Here is an 18,793-nt window from a genome sequence, read left to right on the forward strand (position 1 = left end):
TCGCAGAATCGCCCGGCATGTAATGGCCGCTATCGAAAGTCACCTGGTCCGTCCCAGCGTGACATCGTTACGCACGACAAATGGAAGGCGGGTTACAACTTGCGGTTAGCAATCGGTTACCGCGATACACGGACTGACACTTGATCTCGAGTCCGGTACCGGACGTTGCCGGCCCCCCGATCAAATCCGGCCTCTCCCCCGATGTGGTAAACGAATGATTAATCCAGAGCCGATCGCACGCGGGCGTACAAATGCAGAAAAGCGCTGATTTTCCTGCACAACTGGCGTGTCGTGGCCGTGGCAGGCGCCTGTTGCAAAACGAAGCCTGAGCGGGATGCAACAGATTTAGCCAATCTGGAACGGCGGCGGTTTAACCGTTTTGCTAGTCCCGGCCGCCCATAATGCGGCCAGACCAATCTCATGACATGCCAGGTTCAACATCGTGACATCCTTCGGACGTGTGATTTCGGTGCGCGGCTCCCTCGCCCGGGTCGGACTTCTCGCGGTAAGCCAGATGGCTACCTCGGAAGTACGCGCCACTGTCGGCCGCTTCATCAGCATCCGCTGCGCAACTTCCACCATCGTCGCCATGATCACCGACGTAACCTGCGAGGACCTGCCGAGCTCCGATAATTACATTGCCAGCGCGGGCGTCGACCTGCTCGGCGAAATCCTCGGCGGCGATCGCCCGAAATTCCAGCGCGGCGTCACCAACTATCCGACCATCGGCGATGCCGTCGAGCTGATCACCAATCAGGAATTGCGCACGGTCTATGCGCCGACCGGTTCGGACCAGATCAATGTCGGCACGCTGCAACAGGACCGCTCGGTCATCGCCTATGTCGACGTCGAGGAAATGCTCTCCAAGCATTTCGCGGTGCTCGGCTCCACCGGCGTCGGTAAGTCGACCGGCGTCTCGCTGCTGCTCAACGAAATCCTCAAATCGCGGCCGAACCTGCGGATCTTCCTGCTCGACGTCCACAACGAATACGGCCGCTGCTTCGGTGACCGGGCGCTGGTGCTCAACCCGCGGAACCTGAAACTGCCGTTCTGGCTGTTCAATTTCGAAGAGATCGTCGACGTCCTGTTCGCCGGCCGCCCCGGCGTGCCCGAAGAGCTCGATATTCTTGCCGAAGTCATTCCGATGGCGAAGGGCATCTACACCCAATACCAGAACGCCGACCGCGTCGGCTTGAAACGGATCGATCCCAAGGCGATCGGCTACACCGTCGATACGCCGGTGCCCTATCGCCTGGTCGATCTGATTTCGCTGATCGACGAGCGGATGGGCAAGCTGGAAAATCGCTCGTCGCGCATCATCTATCACAAGCTGATTTCGCGCGTCGAAACCGTGCGCAACGACCCGCGCTACGCGTTCATGTTCGACAACGCCAATGTCGGCGGCGACACCATGGCGGAAGTCATCAGCCATCTGTTCCGCCTGCCCGCCAATGGCCGGCCGATGACCATCATGCAGCTCGCCGGCTTCCCCGCCGAAGTCGTCGATTCCGTGGTGTCGGTGCTGTGCCGCATGGCGTTCGATTTCGGCCTCTGGAGCGACGGCGTCTCGCCGCTGCTGTTCGTCTGCGAAGAGGCGCACCGTTACGCCGCCGCCGACCGCAATATCGGCTTCGGCCCGACCCGCAAGGCGGTCTCGCGTATCGCCAAGGAGGGCCGCAAATACGGCGTCTATCTCGGCCTGGTCACGCAGCGTCCGGCCGAACTCGACGCCACCATCATCTCCCAGTGCAACACACTGTTTGCGATGCGCCTTGCCAACGACCGCGATCAGGCCTTGCTGCGCTCGGCCGTCTCGGACGCCGCCGCCAATTTGTTGTCGTTCGTGCCCTCGCTCGGCACCCGCGAAGTGCTGGCGTTCGGCGAAGGCGTGGCACTGCCGACGCGGCTGCGCTTCAAGGAAGTGCCGATCCATCAATTGCCGCGCAGCGAGGCCACCATCGCGACCGCGCCGTCGGTCGCCGCCGGTCACGACATGCATTTCGTCAGCGCCGTGCTGGACCGCTGGCGCGGCGCCACCTCGCATCGCGACGTTCCCAACGATCCCATGATCAACGAACGGCCGGCCGCACGAACGCTGGAACCGCGTTCTGTCGAAGCGCCGATGCTGCAGCCGTCGCTGGGCCTGGATCCCGACCGCTTCTCGCTGTTGAAGAAGCCGTTGCGCTAACAGCTTCGGCGGGTCTCGCGTTCCCGCCCATTTTCCCGGCGCGAACCGGTATCCACATCCTTCAAAAACGCGATATGGTTCCGGCACGAGCGCCGCATCGCGCGGCCAAAGCCGGAACCATTCCATGACGCAGCCTGTTGCAAAGCGATTTCCGACGCCCTCCCTCGACGAGCTGCCGGAGGATATCCGCACCCGTATCCTGGCGGTGCAGGAGAAATCGGGCTTCGTTCCCAACGTCTTTCTGACGTTGGCCTACCGTCCCGACGAATTCCGCGCGTTCTTTGCCTATCACGATGCGCTGATGGAAAAGGACAGCGGCCTGACCAAGGCCGAGCGCGAAATGATCGTGGTGGCGACGTCTAGCGCCAACCAGTGCCATTACTGCGTGATCGCTCACGGCGCGATCCTGCGCATCCGGGCAAAGAACCCGCAGATCGCCGACCAGATCGCCGTCAACTACCGCAAGGCCGACATCACGCCGCGCCAGCGCGCCATGCTCGACTTCGCCATGAAGGTGAGCCAGGAGGCGAACACGGTTTCCGAACAGGATTTTACCGAAGTCGCCGGCCACGGATTCTCCGACGACGACATCTGGGACATGACGGCGATTTCCGCGTTCTTTGCGCTGTCGAACCGGCTGGCCAACGTCACCGCGATGCGGCCGAACGACGAGTTCTACATGATGGGGCGGCTGCCGAAATAGGCCCCTGTCGTGAAACGCAGGTTCCATGAGACTCTGCCGGGATGGGCCTGCGTGAATGCGCACCAACATTTTATGTTGGAAGCACGGCCGGCATGCTAAACAGCACCACAACCTTTGCGGACCGACTGCAGTGAAGCCCCAGCTGCCCATACAAAGGGATGACGAGCACGTCGTGGTCAAATTCCGGCCGCGCACCTCGGCCCATCCCCCCAGCCGGCGGGAAGAGCCTGCCGCGGCCAATGCCCAGCCGCCCGCCCCGACCAATGGCCAACCGGCGGCAAACGATCTGTCCCGCTACGAACGGTCCCGTGACGAGCTGGACGACTTCCGTCATCGCATGCTGGCCAACATTGCGGCCCTGGCCTTCACGATGGCGCTGACGGTAATCGGGATATGGCTTGCGATCAGCATTGCCGATCTGCGCAAGACCCAGGATTGCGTGCTGATGGGACGCCGGGACTGCGCCCGGATTTCCGCGATGCCGCACACCTAGAATGCTGGCCTAAACGGCCATTTTCGCCGATAAATCGGTCCCCACAGGGGTTGCCAACCTCCATTGAACTCAGGGCTGCGCTCCGATATACGGGCTCTCGACTCCGGCCGGGGGAAAAACGCCGCGCCCGCCTCCTCCAAGCCGTCCCGGATTTATCTCCAATATATCAAAGGCTTAATGATGTCTTCTACATTCGATCAGATCGCCAACATTATCGCCGAGACTTGCGACATTCCGCGCGACACGATCAAGCCGGAGAGTCACGCCATCGACGATCTGGGCATCGACAGCCTGGACTTTCTCGACATCGCCTTTGCCATCGACAAGGCGTTCGGGATCAAGATGCCGCTCGAAAAATGGACCCAGGAGGTCAACGACGGCAAGGCCACGACCGAACAGTACTTCGTGCTGAAGAACCTCGCCGATCGTATCGACGAACTGGTCGCAGCCAAGAACGCGGGCACGGGCGCGTAATCGCCCACCATGGACCTTGATTATTTCCAGCTGATCGATCGGATCGTCGACCTCAATCTCGGCGAACGGACGATTGTGGTCGAAGCCCAGGTTCCGGAAAAGCACACCATTTTCGAGGGGCATTTCCCCGGCTTCCCAATCATGCCCGGTGTCCTGCTGACCGAAGCGATGGCGCAGAGTTCGGGCTGGCTTTTGCTCGGCGTGTTGAAGTTCGAGCGCATGCCGTTCCTGGCCATCGTCAAGGAAGCCAAGATGCGGGGGTTCGTCAGTCCCGGTCAGTTACTGACGATCGAAGCCAAGGTCGAGCACGAAGGTTCCGGCTTTGCGGTCACCAAGGCGAAGGGCCGCATCGGCAAGGAACTGAAGTGCAGCGCTGAAATAACCTTCGGCCTTACCCCATTCCCCGACCCTGCCTTTCGCGTCCACATGGACGCGATGGCCGAAAAGATCGGGTTCCCCATGCAGGTGCTGAAGCATGACTGAACCCACGGCACCGGGTGCCAAGGAAGTCTGGATCACCGGCATCGGCATCGTGTCCTCGCTCGGTGAGGGACTGGACGCGCATTGGGATGCGCTGAACCAGAAGCGCATCAATGTCGACGACAAGCGCTTCGCGCCTTACATCGTCCACCCCCTCGCCCCGGTCAGCTTCGACGCCCAGATCCCGAAAAAGGGCGACCAGCGCCAGATGGAAGCCTGGCAGCGCATCGGCACCTATGCCGCCGGGCTGGCGCTGGATTCCGCCGGCGTCAAAGGCAACCAGGAAATCCTGGGACGGATGGACATGATCGTGGCTGCCGGCGGCGGCGAGCGCGACATTGCCGTCGACCTCGCGATCATGAACGCCGACGCCAAGGGTAATTCGAGTCCGGCCTTCCTCAACGAACGGCTGATGAATGATTTGCGGCCGACGCTGTTTCTGGCCCAGCTCTCCAACCTGCTCGCCGGCAACATCGCCATCGTCCATGGCGTGTCGGGAACTTCGCGCACCTTCATGGGCGAGGAAGCAGCCTCCATCGATGCGGCGCGGATCGCGCTGGCGCGGATCGAATCCGGGCAGAGCGAGATCGCACTGGTCGGCGCCGCGCATAATGGCGAGCGCCCCGATCTGCTCATCCTCTATGAATTCGGCGATTTCAATCTGACCGAGAAATACGCCCCGGTGTGGCAGCGCGACGATAAAGGCGGTTTCGCGCTTGGTTCCGCCGGCTGCTTCCTGGTGATGGAATCCCGCGAGCACGCCGAAGCCCGCGGCGCCAAGCCCTACGCCCGGCTGACCAAGGTGGTCGCCGACCTCGCCCAGCGCAAGCAAGCCGGCGCGGTGACGAAATCGCTGGAAGCGTTGTGGCCGAAGCTCGGCGTCACCGGCGATACCGGCAACCTGATTACCGGCGCGACCGGCGTCGGACCGGTGACGTCGGAAGAAAAGGAATTCCTGCGCCAGCATCCCGGCTTTGCCGTCCGCGCGACCGGGACGATGTTCGGCCACACGCTGGAAACCCAGTTTCCGCTGGGACTGGCGCTGGCGGCACTGTCGCTGTCGCGCGGCGCGCTGTTTCCGCCCAACGATCCGACCGGGCTCGAGGTTGAAAAGCCTGGTGTGCCGGACCAGATTGTGGTGCTCGGGGCCGGTCACTGGCAGGGCGAAGGCATGGCGCTGGTCGAGGCCATCAAGTAGCGCGTGATCCGGAACCATATCGCTGTTCGGGCGGGATCACGCCGAGACCATGAAATGAGCGCGCGAGCGCTTGCAGTTGCGGCGCAGCATCGACGGGGGAAACATGTCAGCACCACGCGATAAATTCGGCAGGCCGATCGTCGTCGTCACCGGCATGGGCGTCGTGACGTCGCTTGGCGCCGGCAAGAAGGACAACTGGACCAGGCTGACCGCGGGCGAATCCGGCATTCGCACCGTGACGCGCTTTCCGATCGACGGCCTGAAGTCGACCATGGCGGGCACGGTCGACTTCGTCAGCGTCGATCCCGTCTCCTCGACGGGACTGACCGAGCAACTGGCTAAACTGGCGACCGAGGAAGCGCTTGAACAGGCTGCCATCGGCGGCAAGGCCGACTTCCCCGGGCCACTGTTCCTCGCGGTGGCGCCTGTCGAGGTCGAGTGGCCGCAGCGGCTGGAACTCGGGCGCGCGATCGGAAAGACCGATTTCGGCTATGAGGACATGCTGCGGGTCAGCGGCGGCGGCCGGTTCTCGGCGTTCCATCACCGTTTCATGTTCGGCTCGGTGGCAAGCCATCTGGCCGAGACCTACGGCACCAAGGGCTCGCCGATCTCGCTCTCCACCGCCTGCGCGTCCGGCGCGACCGCGATCCAGCTCGGCGTCGAAGCGATCCGCCGCGGCGACGCCGATGCCGCCCTGTGCGTGGCGACCGACGGCTCGGTCAATCCGGAAGCCCTGGTACGGTTCTCGCTGCTGTCGGCGCTCTCGACGCAGAACGATCCGCCGCAAGCAGCTTCAAAACCATTCTCGAAGAACCGCGACGGTTTCGTCATGGCGGAAGGCGCCGGCGCGATGGTGCTGGAAAGCTATGAGTCCGCAATGGCGCGGGGCGCAAGGATATTGGGCGTCGTCGCCGGCTGCGGCGAACTGACCGACTCCTTCCACCGCACCCGCTCCAGCCCGGATGGAAAGCCGATCATCGGCTGCATGCGCAAGACGCTGGCGGATGCCGGCCTCGAGCCGGAGCAGATCGACCATATCAACGCGCATGGCACCGCGACGCCGGAAAACGACAAGATGGAGTACAACACCACCGCCGTCGTGTTCGGCGATCATCTGCCGAAGATCCCGGTGTCGTCGAACAAGTCGATGGTCGGGCACACGATTTCAGCCGCCGGCGCGGTCGAGGCCGTGTTCTCGCTGCTGACGCTCGAGCATCAGCGGATTCCGCCGACCATCAACTACGAGGTTCCGGATCCGGCCATTTTGTTCGACGTGGTCGCCAACCAAGCGCGCGACGCCCGCGTCACCGCCGTGATGTCCAACTCGTTCGGATTCGGCGGGCAGAATGCCTCGCTGATCCTGACGCGTGAACCGGCCTAGCAGCCGCGTGGCCTCTTGTTTTGACGCGTTTTCTTGACGCGAACCGGGATCCACTTCGCTTGAAAACGCTATCGTAGTCCCCATGAACCGCCTGCTCCTTCGCACCAAGGCGCGCCTGCGCGACGCCGCCAAGCCGGCCACGGAAGCCGCCGTGGGTGCGCTGACGATCGCCCTGCTGCGCACCACGCGTTATTTCGATCCGGACAAGACCGCCAATTTCTTCGGCCGCGTCACGCGCTTCATTGGCCGCAGGCTGCGTGAGGACCGGATCGGCCGCGAGAACCTCACGGCCGCCTTCCCGGAAAAATCGCCGGAAGAGATCGAGAAGATCCTGGCCGGCGTCTGGGACAATCTTGGCCGCATCGGCGCCGAATTTGCCCATCTCGATCACATCTGGGATTACGACGTCGATCTTCCGGACAAGCCGAGCCGCGTCGAATTCGGCGCGCGGACCAAGCAGATCTTCGATCAGCTCAGGGACGACGGCAAGCCGGCCATCATCTTCGCGAGCCATCTCGGCAATTGGGAGATACCGGCGCTCGGCGCCGTCGCGCACGGGCTCGATTGCGCGATCCTGTTCCGGCGGCCCAACAGCGAATCGGCCGATCGCGCGATCGAGCGGATCCGCGCCGTCAAAATGGGCACGTTGATTCCGGCCGGCCGTGAGGCGCCGCTCAAGCTCGCCGAAGCGCTGCAGAACAACCAGCACGTCGCGATGCTGGTCGATCAGTATTTGACCAACGGCGTCGACGTCACCTTCTTCGGCCGCAAGACCAAGGCCAATCCGACGCTGGCCCGCCTGGTGCGCCAGGTCGAATGCCCGATCCATGGCGTGCGCATCATCCGCCTGCCCAACCATCGCTTCCGCGCCGAACTCTCCGAAGAGGTCAAGCCAGTGCGCGATGCATCGGGGCAGATCGACATCGCCGGCACGATGCAGGCCGTGACCTCTGTCATCGAGGGCTGGGTGCGCGAGTATCCGGACCAGTGGCTGTGGCTGCACCGAAGGTGGCGGTAGCGCATCTCTGGTAGCCCGGATGAGCCAACGGGTCGCGCGAATGCGCGCCCGATGACAGGCTCCGCGATATCCAGGACCGGTCTCAGTGGTGTCCCCGGATATCGCTTCACTCATCCGGGCTGCAGGCTGGCTTAGCCGCCGAACACCAAGCCGAGGTTCCACGCCTTCATCGCGACGGTCGCCCCCAGGACAAGGATGATCTGCAGCAGCGTGCGCGTTGAAAAGAACGTGAGGATGTTGGTCATGTGATGCTCCCGGCGGCAGCTATAGAATCTGCCTCGGGTTCCGGCAACAGTAGCGCACCAACATCCGGGATCTTACGGTGGTGCTTGCATCTGCCTGGGGAACGGGTAACGCGTCGGCCCGCGTCAACACCGTCGTCGATGAGGTTTGCGCGGGACGCAAATAACTCCCGGCACCCGCCATACTCGTAATCATCGATACCCTTCCGCAGCGACAAGGGTGGAAGCAATCATTGTACCAAGCTGAAATGCCTGAAACGGCTGGTGTCCTGTCCGCGAAAGGAGTTTCACACCGGAAAATCTTGCCGACAACGGCATGTATTTCCACGCGCGTGTATCCCGTCCATTACCGACGGCACCTACACGTTTCCTCCGCAAGCAATGACCCACACGCGCGAATGCTCGCTGTCGACGGCGCCTGCGAGGACCGCTCCCATCGCCAACGCTCCGCTTGGCTCCGCCCGAATGCCGCATGTCTCGTGGAGCAGCGTCATTGCACCCTGCACAAGCTCGTCGTCGACCGCGCACACCCGGACATTCGACCGTTCCAGGATTTCGAATGCGCGCGTCCCGATCTGACGCGAGCGTAGCGCATCGCATATCGTATCCCCTGAAGGTTCGATCCGGACCGGCATCCCCGCTTCGCGTGCCCGGGCATATCGTCGGTGGGTGGCCGGCTCGACAACATAGATCGCAGCGGAAATAGACCGCGACCGCAGGGCAAGAGCCACACCCGCAGCCAGTCCGCCACCACCGCAGGCCACGACCACCGCATCGGAAGCAGTACTGCTCGCCTCAATGGCGGCTGCCACCTCAGAACCAAGCGTATAGCTTCCCGTAATCATCTCGATGTCTTCGAAGGCATGCAGGTTACGCCAACCGCGTCCTCGCGCTTCCGCCTGCGCACGTGCAGTCAACTCCGACCGCTCGGCAATCTTTATCTCAGCTCCGGTTTTGCGCGCCTGTTCTCTTTTGAGATCTGGTGCGTCGCCGGGCATCATCAGACAGGCCGGTTTGTCGAGCACCTGAGCCGCCAAACCAACCGCGATTGGAAAGTTTCCTGCTCCGGCAGCAACAACACCTCGCTCGGCGTTTCTTAACCCAAGTACGGCACCGCGAAACTTGAACGATCCGCTGCGTTGAACGGTCTCGTCCTTGACGTGGATCATCCGCCCGACCTGCGCGTCCAGCACGGGCGAGGATCGCACAGGAGTCTCTAAGACTTGGCGAGCAATGAATTGGAGATCGCTGGCGGAAGGAACGGCCGAAGGATCAGGCATTAGCGGCAAATGCGAATGAACATCGCCACTTATCGGGCGAATTCACATCTGTGTCTAATCAGCTGTTGTGACGGTCCGACTTTTCTCGTGAATGCTGACCTGGAATATTGCGCCGCGCGATCGTGCCTATAGATTCTACTTCCCGGTCTTCACCCGGGTCCAGAGCCGGTTGATGATGCGCTGGGTCGCGGGATCGCGGGCGTTGATCACGAACAGCTTTTTCTGGATCGCCTCATCCGGATAGATGTTCTTGTCGCCCAGGATTTTGGGATCGACCAGCTTCTGGCTCGCCAGATTGCCGTTGGCGTAGGACAGGAAATCCGAGTTCTTGGCGGCGATCTCCGGCCGGTAGAGATAGTCGATCAGCTGATAGGCTTCCGTCACGTTCCTGGCGTCGGCCGGGATCGCGAGATTGTCGAAGAACATCTGCGCGCCCTCCTTCGGGATGGTGTAGCCGATCTCGACATCGTTCCTGGCCTCCGCCGCCCGGCTGCGCGCCTGCATGATGTCGCCCGACCAGCCGACCACGAAGCAGATTTCACCCGACGCCAGCGCGCCCAGATATTCCGACGAGTGAAACTTGCGGACATAGGGCCTGATTCTGGTAACGAGATCGGCGGCCTTTTCCAGATCGGCTTGCTTGGTCGAGTTCGGATCGATGCCGAGATAGCTAAGCGCCGCGGGCAGAATGTCGTCGGCGGAATCCAGCATGTGGATGCCGCAATCCTTGAATTTTGCGAGGTTCTCCGGCTTGAAGACGATATCCCAGCTGTCGATTTTGGCGTCAGCGCCCAAAATCTTCTGCGCCGTTTTGACGTTGTAGCCGATCCCGGTGGTGCCCCACATGAAATTGGCGCCGTAATTATTGCCGGGATCGTAGGTCGCGAGTTGCTTCGTCACCACCGGCCAGGCGTTGGCGAGGTTGGGCAGTTTCGACTTGTCGAGCTTGAGGAAAACCTTTGCCGTGATCTGGCGCTGCAGGAAATAGCCGGTGGGAACGACGACGTCGTAGCCGGATTTTCCAGCGAGCAGCCGTGTCTCCAGCGTCTCGTTGGCGTCGAAGGTGTCGTAAGTTACCTTGATGCCGGTTTCCTTGGTGAAATCCTCCAGCACGCCAGGCGCCATGTAGTTCGACCAATTGTAGAAATTGACCGTGCGCTCTTCGGCTCGCGCCGGCGACAACAACAGGATCGCGGCAACCGCGCCAATGAAACCAACAACATTGCGGGTCCGGTCGTGCATCTCGTCTACCTCTTCCGGCGATGCACCGCGTCCGACAAACGCTCCAGCGCCGTGTCCAGGGTGGCGTCTTTCTTGGAGAAACAGAAACGCACAACCGACGTCACGGCATCCTGTTCGTAGAAGGCCGACACCGGGATCGCGGCGACCTTGTAGTCGTTCACGATGCGGTGGCAAAATTGCACGTCGGTCTCGTTGAGTCCGAGCGGCGACAGGTCGACGGTCAGGAAATAAGTGCCTTGTGATTTAAGGACGGGAAAGCCGATGCTCTCGAGCCCCTTCGTCAGGCGATCCCTGCTCCGCGCCAGCTCCTTGCGCATGTCGTAAAAATACTCGGCCGGCTTGTCGAGACCGTAGGCGACGGCGGCCTGCAAATTTGGCGCGGTCGTGAAGGTGAGAAACTGGTGCACCTTCGCTGCCACGCGCAGCAGCGGTGGCGCGGCGCAGACGAAGCCGATCTTCCACCCCGTCAGCGAAAAGATCTTGCCCGCGCTGCCGACCTTGATGGTGCGGTCGCGCATGCCCGGGATCGTGATCAGCGGAATATGCTCGCGGCCGTCGAAGGTGACATGTTCCCAGACCTCGTCGCAGATCGCGATGGTGTCGAACTCCTGGCAGAACCGCGCCAGCAATTCGAGGTCCTCGCGCGGATAGACTACGGCGGCCGGATTGAGCGGATTGTTGAACAGCACCGCCTTGGTCTTGTGATTGAAGACGCTGCGCAGCATCTCCTCGCTGAGCCGCCAGTCCGGCGGCTCGAGGCGCAACAGCCGCGGGATGCCGCCGGCCTGCCGGATGATGGGCAGGTAGCTGTCATAGACGGGCTGGAAGCAGACGACCTCATCGCCGGGCTCGACCACGGCCAAAATGGAAGACGTCAACGCCTCGGTGCCGCCCGACGTCACCATCACTTCGCTCATCGGATCAAGCGAGAGGCCGTGCCAGCGTCCATAGTGAGACGCGATCGCCTGCCGCAGTTCCGGAATGCCCATCATCGACGGGTATTGGTTATAGCCATTGATCGACGCGTCCGCGGCGGCGCGCCTGATATCCTCAGGCCCGGGATCATCAGGAAAACCCTGGCCGAGATTGATGGCGTTGTTGTCGCGCGCGGCTTGCGACATCGCCTCGAAGACGGTGACGGGAAGGTCGGCGAAGACCTTGTTCATGGAGGTCATTTTTTCAAAGCAGTCCCTGGAAAAATCAACCGCCGGCCTTGGTCTGCAATCCCGCAGCCTTCCAGCCAATGATGCCGCCCGCCAAATGCTTGTCATAGGGAAGCCCCGCGGCCTGCGCCGCCAGCGACGCCGTCACCGAGCGCTTGCCGGAGCGGCAGGCGAAAACCACCTGCTTGCCTTTGGGGTCCGGAATGGCCGCCGGATCGAACGACTGCAGCGGAACCACCACGGCGCCAGGATAGGCTTCCACGGCGACCTCATTCGGCTCGCGCACGTCGACGAGCAGATAGCGTCCCTCCGCCATCCCCTTTGCGACTTCTTCCGGCGTCAAATCGTGCACCTGATGGTCCGCCACGTAATATCCTCCCGACATCCTGCTTTGAGGGGTCCCGCCCGCCAGCCGGGCGCCAAAGTCGCCTCTGGCGCGGCGAAAATCAAGCGCTGCGAACGGTTTAATGGGCCCACCAAACGGGGCCGCGCGGCCACCGCGCATGGCGCCATATATTCTCTCGCGGCGGTGTTTTCAGGTCGAAAGTTGCCTTGCTATGGGCCAGGCGCCGACCGGGGTCAGCGAATCGGTCACCCTGTAACCCCGCCGCAGATAGAACCCCATGGCATTTGGGCTGGCTTCCGCGCGAACTGTCTCAAAGCCCCGTCCACGCATCAGTCCCTCGAGCCGGTCGAGTAACGCGGCACCGACGCCCTGCCCGGCATATTCGGGGGCCGTGTACAGCGACTCGAGAGTGTCGCCGCGGATGCCGCCCCACCCGGCCACAACACCTTCTGCCTCCGCAATCCATATTTCCTGTTCGCGAAGCTTCCGCTCCATTCCGGCGAGGTTGAGCTGGGCCGCCCACGCCTCGGCATTTGCGATCGACATTCCCCGCGGTGCCAGTTCAAGGATCGATCGGCGCCGTACCTCGAACAAACGGGGCGCGTCGTCGTGGGTTGCCAAGCGGTGAACGACTGCACCCATGTCGACTAGTGATCCTACAATGAGACGTGAAATACACCTATGTTCTTCCAGCGCGCGGACTCATGCAACCAAATGCAGCCTAATGCGAGCCGGCGAAACCGACGGCATTTCCGGGATTGGACCCGTGCCCAGACATACGGTGGAAATGCCAAAATCGACGCGATTGACCCAACTCGGACGTTACCCTGCCGGAACTATCGGCAAAAAACTGTTAGGAATTGCCAAATAGTCTTCTCGCGGTCTGTCGCAAAATGGGTAGCTCTGTGCGGAAAGTCGTTAGAGGCGCGCTGCTGGTCTGCCTTGTAGTAACGGCTGTCATAGCCGTACTGGTGGCATCACTGTCGCTCTGGACTTGGTTCAAGAGTGCTCAAGTTGAGAGCTTTTATCAAGAAAAGCGCCTACTTGGCGAAATGCGCGCCCGGCAAAAGAGCAGCACAAACGACTCCGCAGCAGCACGTGAGGCGCTATTGGAAGTATTGCCATTAAGAACAGAAAGAGAATCAGCCATCGCAGTGCTCCGCAGGGAGGGACTCGGCTGCCAGACTATCGCTGAGCCGATCACAGACACCCGGCTGCGGCAACGCTTTCCGGAGGCTCGTGGATCGACGAATATGCCGAACAGCGGTCGGACCAGAAAAGACTTTGTCGATTGTCAAACGACGACGCCCAACGTCCTTGGACACAAACAGTGGATCGTAGACTTGGAATTCGATGCCGATGGGCGGTTGAGCGAAGTAGGCGTCGCGATGTGGAACATTTCTTTCTAGCCGCCCGACACGAGTGCAAACACTTTTCTGCGTTGATGCCCCAATAGAATCTCTCTGCAATAGCGCTGCGACGTCCGAGTTTGGCACTTTTCGGGCCTGGTGCGATGTCCAAGTTAAGTCCGTAGCGCGCACAAAGCGGACGTCCGCCAATCTCGATATATGAGTTCACGTCCTAGATCGTCACCTGCGTTCCCACCTCGACCACGCGCCCGGTCGGGATCTGGAAATAATCGGTGGCGTCGTTGGAACTGCGGCTCAGCGCGATGAACAAATGGTCCTGCCAGCGCGGCATGCCTGAATGCGCGGCCGGCTTGAGCGCGCGGCGGGACAGGAAGAACGACGTCGCCATGATGTCGAACTGCCAGCCGAGCTTGCGGGCGAGCGCCAGCGTTCTCGGCACATTGGGCGATTCCATGAAGCCGAACCGCAGCGTCATCTTGGAGAAGGTCTCGCTCAGTTGCTCCATCCGGATCCGTTCGGAATCATCGATCCGCGGCGTCGGCGCGGTTTCGATGGTGAGAATGACGTTCTTTTCGTGCAGCACCTTGTAATGCTTCAGGCTGTGCATCAGCGCCGTCGGTGCGCTTTCGGGGTCGCTGGTCAGGAACACCGCCGTACCGGGGACCCGCTGCGGCGGCCGTTTTTCCAGCATCGCCGCCAGTTCGACCAGCGGGAATTCCAGCTTGCGCGATTTCTCGAACAACAGCCGGCTGCCGCGCCGCCACGTATACATCAGCAGCATCACGATGCCGCCCAGCGCCAGCGGCACCCAACCGCCCTCGAACACCTTCAGCAGATTGGCCGCAAGGAAGGTGAGATCGAGGAACAGGAACGGCGCGATCAGCGCGGCGGCCGCCACCGCCGACCATTTCCAGACCCGCCAGACCACGACAAAGCCCATCATCGCCGTGACCACCATGGTCCCGGTCACGGAAATCCCGTAGGCCGAGGCCAGCGCGCTGGAGGAGCGGAACAGCAGCACCAGCAGAATCACCGAAATGAACAGCAGCAGATTGATGCGCGGAATGTAGATCTGGCCGGAATGCGACTCCGAGGTATGGCGGATTTCAAACCGCGGCATCAGGCCGAGCTGGATCGCGGTGCGCGTCAGCGAATAGGCGCCGGTGATGACGGCCTGGCTCGCGATCACGGTCGCGAGCGTAGCAAGCGCCACCATCGGGATCAGCGCCCAATCCGGGAACATCAGGAAGAACGGGTTTTCGATGGTCTTGGGATCGCCGATCAGGAGCGCGCCCTGCCCTAGATAATTCAGCGCCAGCGACGGCAGCACGATGGAGAGCCAGGCGGTCTGGATCGGCCGTTTGCCGAAATGGCCGAGATCGGCGTAGAGCGCTTCCGCGCCGGTGACGGCGAGAAACACCGCACCGAGCGTCACGAAGCCGATCACGCCATGATGGGTCATGAAGGAAACCGCATGGAGCGGGTTGAGCGCCAGCAGCACTTCGGGATGACGCATGATCTGCGGCAGAGCGGCAACGGCGATGACCGCGAACCAGACGCACATCACCGGCCCGAAGAACGTGGCGACCCGCGCGGTGCCGCGCGACTGAACCGCGAACAGCACGATCAGAATGATCACCGTGAGCGGCACGACATAGTGGTCGAATGTCGAAGTGACGAGCTTGATGCCTTCGATCGCCGACAGCACCGACAGCGCCGGCGTGATGACGGCATCGCCGTAAAACAACGCGCCGCTGATGATCCCGAGCAGCACGATCGCGGCGGCGCCCTTGCTGTTGCTGACGCCGCGCTGCGCCAGCGCCATCAGCGCCAGCGTTCCGCCTTCGCCGTTGTTGTCCGCACGCAGCAGGATTACGACGTATTTCAGCGTCACCACGACGACCAGCGCCCACAGGATCAGCGAGAGAACGCCGAGGACCGCCTGAGGATCGGCGCTGCTTGTGCTGCCGCTCGCCGCCACAATGGCCTCGCGCAGCGCGTAGAGCGGGCTGGTGCCGATGTCGCCATAGACCACGCCGATGCAGCCCAGCATCAGGGCCTTGAAGCCGGCGGTGCAGTGCGCTTCCCCATGCCCGTTGGCCGCGGGCGTTTCCGCCGCGGTAATCGCAATCTGGGATGACATCAGACAGGCCTCGGTTTTTGCCGCACTGCACAATCAGGAAGTGCAGGCCTATACTCCTGTCGTGAATGCATAGGTTAGCCTGAATTCAGGCCTCCGATATGCATTCAGCGCATGGGTTCCAGGGGGCTTAGCGGACCGAAATTTCGTTAGGTAATCAGATAGTTACCTGAGTTCCGACCTCGACGACGCGTCCGGTCGGGATCTGGAAATAGTCGGTGGCATCGTTGGCCGACCGGCTCATCGCGATGAACAGGTGGTCCTGCCATTGCGGCATTCCCGACTGCGCCGAAGGCTTCAGCGAGCGCCGCGAGACGAAGAACGAGGTCGCCATGATGTCGAACTGCCAGCCGAGCTTGCGGGCGATCACCAGCGCCTTGGGCACGTTCGGCGATTCCATGAAGCCGAACCGCAGCCGCACGGTGGCGAATTTTTCGCTGATGGTCTCCATCTTGACGCGTTCGGCCGGATCGACGCGCGGCGTCTGTGCGGTCTCGATCGTCACGATCACATTGTGCTCGTGAAGCACCTTGTTGTGCTTGAGATTATGCAGCAGCGCCGTGGGCACGAAATTCGGATCGCTGGTCAAAAACACCGCAGTGCCCTTGACGATGTGCGGTGGACGCTTTTCGAGACTCTTGATCAGGTCGATCAGCGGCACCTCGATGCGTCTCGTCTTGGCGATCAGGATCGCTGCGCCGCGGCGCCAGGTCCAGATCATCACCGCCATCGCGACCCCGAACAGCAGCGGCACCCAGGCGCCTTCGAGCAGCTTCAACAGGTTGGCGGTGAAGAACGCCATATCAACCACGACGAGCGGCAGGATCAACGCGGCCGCTGTCGCCGCGCGCCAGTTCCACAATTTCCAGATCACGACAAAGCCCATGATGCCGTCGACGACCATGGTGGTGGAGACGGCGATGCCGTAGGCCGACGCCAATCCGCTCGAGGTGCGGAACAGCAGCACCAGCAGGATCACTCCGAGCAGCAGCATCCGGTTGACCCGCGGCAGGTAGATTTGCCCGGCATGGGTCTCGGAGGTGTAACGAACCTCGAACCGCGGCAACAGGCCGAGTTGCACCGCCTGCCGCACCAGCGAATAGGCGCCCGTGATCACCGCCTGGCTCGCGATCACCGTGGCCGCCGTCGCGAGCACCACCAGCGGCAGCAGCAGGATTTCGGGGGCCAGCCGGTAGAACGGGCTTACGATCGCCGCCGGATTGGACAGCACCAAGGCGCCCTGCCCGAAGTAATTGATCAGAAGCGCCGGCATCACCAGATAGAACCATCCGGCCTGAATCGGCTTGCGTCCAAAATGCCCGAGGTCCGCATAAAGCGCTTCGCCGCCGGTCACCGCCAGAAACACCAGGCCCAGCGTCACCAGTCCGATCATGCCGTGCGAAAGCACGAACTGGATCGCGTAATAGGGATTGATCGCCTGCAAAACGGTGGGATCGTCGCTGATGTGGATGAGGCCCAAAATCGTCAGCGTGGCGAACCAGACCACCATGACCGGTCCGAACGCCGACGCGACGCGCGCGGTGCCGCTGCTCTGCACCGAGAACAGCAGCACCAGAATGAAGATCGTCAGCGGCACCACATAATGGTCGAGCGCCGGCGCGACGAGCTTGAGACCTTCGACAGCCGACAAAACCGAAATCGCCGGCGTGATCATGGAATCGCCGATGAACATCGAGGCGCCGACGACGCCCAACGCCATCAACACCCAGCTGCGCCGGCCCAGCGCCCGTTGACCGAGCGCCATCAGGGAGAGCGTGCCGCCCTCGCCATGATTGTCGGCGCGCAGCAGCAGCAGCACATATTTGGCGGTCACGACGATGAACAGCGACCACAGGATCAGGGAGAGTACGCCGAGCACGATCTCGCGCGACACCGGCCCGCCGGCTGCCGCATGGGTTACGGCTTCGCGGAATGCATACAGCGGCGACGTGCCGATGTCGCCGAACACCACGCCGATGCTGCCCAGTGTCAGGGCCCAAAAGCCTGAGGTGACCTGCCCCTCATGGGCCTCGGTGGATGTGGCGCTGACAGTCATGACGCGGGAAACACGCTCTCAATTATTTGATCCGGGCGGCTATCGACGCTTCTGCGTCGCCTGTCAATCATCGCCGAGCATAGCACCGCTGGGGATGCGGCACCCAAGCAAAGCAAATTTCATCACACTATTGGAGAGGTAAGATGGTAGTTGCGGCGAATTACGGCTTCAAACCGGGTGGAAGCGGTGGATTTTCGCGCATTAATGTGATGGTCACGCGACGGTTTGCCGGCAACGTCGGATCATCGGGAAACAGCGGTTGACTGTCGGCCTTGCCGGATACGGCAAAGACGTGCGATGGCGGCAGGCCTTCGCGCTCCAGAATCTGACGCACCGTGTTGGCGCGGTCGGCCGAAAGATCGAACGCGCCATAATCGCTTCGCGCCGGCAGGAAGCCTGCCGCCGTGTGGCCGACGATCGACAATCGCAGTGGCGTCGCCTTCAGCGGAACCGCGAGCTTCTGGATCAGCCGGCGGGTGCGGTCATGGGGCACCTTGGAGCCATCGGCAAACATCGACCGCCCTTCCTGATCGACGATCTCGAGATTGAGGCCCTGGCTGGTCTCCTCGAACATGATGTGCTTGGACATCTCGGTCAGTTCCGGCAGGTCCTGCAACGCCTGGCGCAACGACGCCGAAGCCAGCGCGAACTCACGATCGACCGTGATGCGGGCGCCGCTTTCGCGGGAACGCTCCTTGTCGTCCGGGGTCGGCGTGGCGGAGGAGTCTTCCGGCGAAATGTGGGCGGTGTTCTTCATCTTCGGCCGCGTCGGCAGACCATCGGATTCGACGATGCCGGAATAGCGTACTTCGGTCTGCACGCCGAACGCTTCGCGCATCGAGCCGGCGACGATTTTCAGCTTATCCTTGTCCTGGCTCGAGAACGCGACCAGCATCACGAAGAAGGCCAGCAGCAACGCCATCAGGTCGGCGAACGTCACGAACCAGCCGTGACCGCCATGTGCCTCTTCGCGTTTTTTCTTGGCCATGCTCTATGTCCGCGCCTGGATGCTGCCTGAG

The 18,793-nt window shown here is 62.0% G+C and carries 17 protein-coding genes; 9 read left to right on the forward strand and 8 right to left on the reverse strand.

The features are described from left to right. Nucleotides 1-442 precede the first annotated feature (442 nt). The 8 genes from JQ600_RS06690 to JQ600_RS06725 all read left to right on the forward strand — a co-directional run bounded on the left by JQ600_RS06690 (nt 443) and on the right by JQ600_RS06725 (nt 7,935). Nucleotides 443-2,188: an ATP-binding protein gene (locus tag JQ600_RS06690; protein ID WP_212386076.1), complete on the forward strand. Its 1,746-nt coding sequence runs from the start codon at nt 443-445 to the stop codon at nt 2,186-2,188. A gap of 124 nt (nt 2,189-2,312) precedes the next feature. Further along, entirely contained in the window at nt 2,313-2,891 is a 579-nt protein-coding gene (locus JQ600_RS06695; RefSeq protein WP_212386077.1) for a peroxidase-related enzyme, read from the forward strand. A 130-nt stretch (nt 2,892-3,021) separates the two neighbouring features. Beyond that, a complete protein-coding gene (locus JQ600_RS06700) occupies nt 3,022-3,384 on the forward strand; it encodes a hypothetical protein (protein WP_212386078.1) in 363 nt (120 codons plus the stop codon). Between the two features lie 180 nt (nt 3,385-3,564). Continuing rightward, nucleotides 3,565-3,858: an acyl carrier protein gene (locus JQ600_RS06705; protein ID WP_192740419.1), complete on the forward strand. Its 294-nt coding sequence runs from the start codon at nt 3,565-3,567 to the stop codon at nt 3,856-3,858. Nucleotides 3,859-3,867: 9 nt separating this feature from the next. Beyond that, complete coding sequence (locus JQ600_RS06710; RefSeq protein WP_212268896.1) at nt 3,868-4,341, forward strand: 3-hydroxyacyl-ACP dehydratase FabZ family protein; 474 nt, start codon at nt 3,868-3,870, stop codon at nt 4,339-4,341. Then, nucleotides 4,334-5,536: a beta-ketoacyl-ACP synthase gene (locus JQ600_RS06715; protein WP_212268897.1), complete on the forward strand. Its 1,203-nt coding sequence runs from the start codon at nt 4,334-4,336 to the stop codon at nt 5,534-5,536. Before JQ600_RS06710 ends, JQ600_RS06715 begins: the two co-directional genes overlap by 8 nt. A gap of 103 nt (nt 5,537-5,639) precedes the next feature. Continuing rightward, a complete protein-coding gene (locus JQ600_RS06720) occupies nt 5,640-6,917 on the forward strand; it encodes a beta-ketoacyl-ACP synthase (protein ID WP_212268898.1) in 1,278 nt (425 codons plus the stop codon). Between the two features lie 82 nt (nt 6,918-6,999). Beyond that, a complete protein-coding gene (locus JQ600_RS06725; RefSeq protein WP_212386079.1) occupies nt 7,000-7,935 on the forward strand; it encodes a lipid A biosynthesis lauroyl acyltransferase in 936 nt (311 codons plus the stop codon). A 601-nt stretch (nt 7,936-8,536) separates the two neighbouring features. Here JQ600_RS06725 and JQ600_RS06730 read toward each other — a convergent pair. The 5 genes from JQ600_RS06730 to JQ600_RS06750 all read right to left on the reverse strand — a co-directional run bounded on the left by JQ600_RS06730 (nt 8,537) and on the right by JQ600_RS06750 (nt 12,850). Further along, nucleotides 8,537-9,457: a threonine/serine dehydratase gene (locus tag JQ600_RS06730; protein ID WP_283814646.1), complete on the reverse strand. Its 921-nt coding sequence runs from the start codon at nt 9,455-9,457 to the stop codon at nt 8,537-8,539. Nucleotides 9,458-9,592: 135 nt separating this feature from the next. After that, a complete protein-coding gene (locus JQ600_RS06735; RefSeq protein ID WP_212386081.1) occupies nt 9,593-10,699 on the reverse strand; it encodes a polyamine ABC transporter substrate-binding protein in 1,107 nt (368 codons plus the stop codon). Between the two features lie 5 nt (nt 10,700-10,704). Further along, entirely contained in the window at nt 10,705-11,874 is a 1,170-nt protein-coding gene (locus JQ600_RS06740) for an aminotransferase (RefSeq protein ID WP_192740427.1), read from the reverse strand. Nucleotides 11,875-11,899: 25 nt separating this feature from the next. Next, complete coding sequence (locus JQ600_RS06745; RefSeq protein ID WP_312010863.1) at nt 11,900-12,229, reverse strand: rhodanese-like domain-containing protein; 330 nt, start codon at nt 12,227-12,229, stop codon at nt 11,900-11,902. A gap of 168 nt (nt 12,230-12,397) precedes the next feature. Beyond that, nucleotides 12,398-12,850, reverse strand: a complete 453-nt coding sequence (locus JQ600_RS06750) for a GNAT family N-acetyltransferase (protein ID WP_212386083.1) — start codon at nt 12,848-12,850, stop codon at nt 12,398-12,400. A gap of 329 nt (nt 12,851-13,179) precedes the next feature. Here JQ600_RS06750 and JQ600_RS06755 point away from each other — a divergent pair, with 329 nt between their 5' ends. After that, nucleotides 13,180-13,617 (forward strand): hypothetical protein, encoded by a 438-nt coding sequence (locus JQ600_RS06755; protein ID WP_212489755.1) that lies wholly within the window; start codon nt 13,180-13,182, stop codon nt 13,615-13,617. Between the two features lie 172 nt (nt 13,618-13,789). Here JQ600_RS06755 and JQ600_RS06760 read toward each other — a convergent pair whose 3' ends face one another. The 3 genes from JQ600_RS06760 to JQ600_RS06770 form a co-directional block, all read right to left on the reverse strand. Further along, a complete protein-coding gene (locus JQ600_RS06760; RefSeq protein WP_212386085.1) occupies nt 13,790-15,721 on the reverse strand; it encodes a potassium transporter Kup in 1,932 nt (643 codons plus the stop codon). A 154-nt stretch (nt 15,722-15,875) separates the two neighbouring features. Next, the gene (locus JQ600_RS06765; RefSeq protein ID WP_212268906.1) at nt 15,876-17,774 is read right to left on the reverse strand and encodes a potassium transporter Kup; all 1,899 of its coding nucleotides are present in this window, start codon (nt 17,772-17,774) and stop codon (nt 15,876-15,878) included. A gap of 160 nt (nt 17,775-17,934) precedes the next feature. Then, nucleotides 17,935-18,762 (reverse strand): flagellar motor protein MotB, encoded by an 828-nt coding sequence (locus JQ600_RS06770; protein WP_212268907.1) that lies wholly within the window; start codon nt 18,760-18,762, stop codon nt 17,935-17,937. Nucleotides 18,763-18,793: the final 31 nt, after the last annotated feature.

Source organism: Bradyrhizobium sp. AUGA SZCCT0176 (genome assembly GCF_018130145.1).
Taxonomy (GTDB): Bacteria; Pseudomonadota; Alphaproteobacteria; order Rhizobiales; family Xanthobacteraceae; genus Bradyrhizobium.

Excerpts from the sequence above, each read along its gene's own strand:
- JQ600_RS06695 (WP_212386077.1), top strand. The coding sequence starts at position 2,313 with ATGACGCAGCCTGTTGCAAAGCGATTTCCGACGCCCTCCCTCGACGAG.
- JQ600_RS06715 (WP_212268897.1), top strand. The coding sequence starts at position 4,334 with ATGACTGAACCCACGGCACCGGGTGCCAAGGAAGTCTGGATCACCGGC.
- JQ600_RS06730 (WP_283814646.1), bottom strand. The coding sequence starts at position 9,457 with ATGCCTGATCCTTCGGCCGTTCCTTCCGCCAGCGATCTCCAATTCATT.
- JQ600_RS06705 (WP_192740419.1), top strand. The coding sequence starts at position 3,565 with ATGTCTTCTACATTCGATCAGATCGCCAACATTATCGCCGAGACTTGC.
- JQ600_RS06760 (WP_212386085.1), bottom strand. The coding sequence starts at position 15,721 with ATGTCATCCCAGATTGCGATTACCGCGGCGGAAACGCCCGCGGCCAAC.
- JQ600_RS06710 (WP_212268896.1), top strand. The coding sequence starts at position 3,868 with ATGGACCTTGATTATTTCCAGCTGATCGATCGGATCGTCGACCTCAAT.
- JQ600_RS06720 (WP_212268898.1), top strand. The coding sequence starts at position 5,640 with ATGTCAGCACCACGCGATAAATTCGGCAGGCCGATCGTCGTCGTCACC.
- JQ600_RS06750 (WP_212386083.1), bottom strand. The coding sequence starts at position 12,850 with ATGGGTGCAGTCGTTCACCGCTTGGCAACCCACGACGACGCGCCCCGT.
- JQ600_RS06725 (WP_212386079.1), top strand. The coding sequence starts at position 7,000 with ATGAACCGCCTGCTCCTTCGCACCAAGGCGCGCCTGCGCGACGCCGCC.
- JQ600_RS06765 (WP_212268906.1), bottom strand. The coding sequence starts at position 17,774 with ATGACTGTCAGCGCCACATCCACCGAGGCCCATGAGGGGCAGGTCACC.
- JQ600_RS06740 (WP_192740427.1), bottom strand. The coding sequence starts at position 11,874 with ATGACCTCCATGAACAAGGTCTTCGCCGACCTTCCCGTCACCGTCTTC.
- JQ600_RS06770 (WP_212268907.1), bottom strand. The coding sequence starts at position 18,762 with ATGGCCAAGAAAAAACGCGAAGAGGCACATGGCGGTCACGGCTGGTTC.
- JQ600_RS06735 (WP_212386081.1), bottom strand. The coding sequence starts at position 10,699 with ATGCACGACCGGACCCGCAATGTTGTTGGTTTCATTGGCGCGGTTGCC.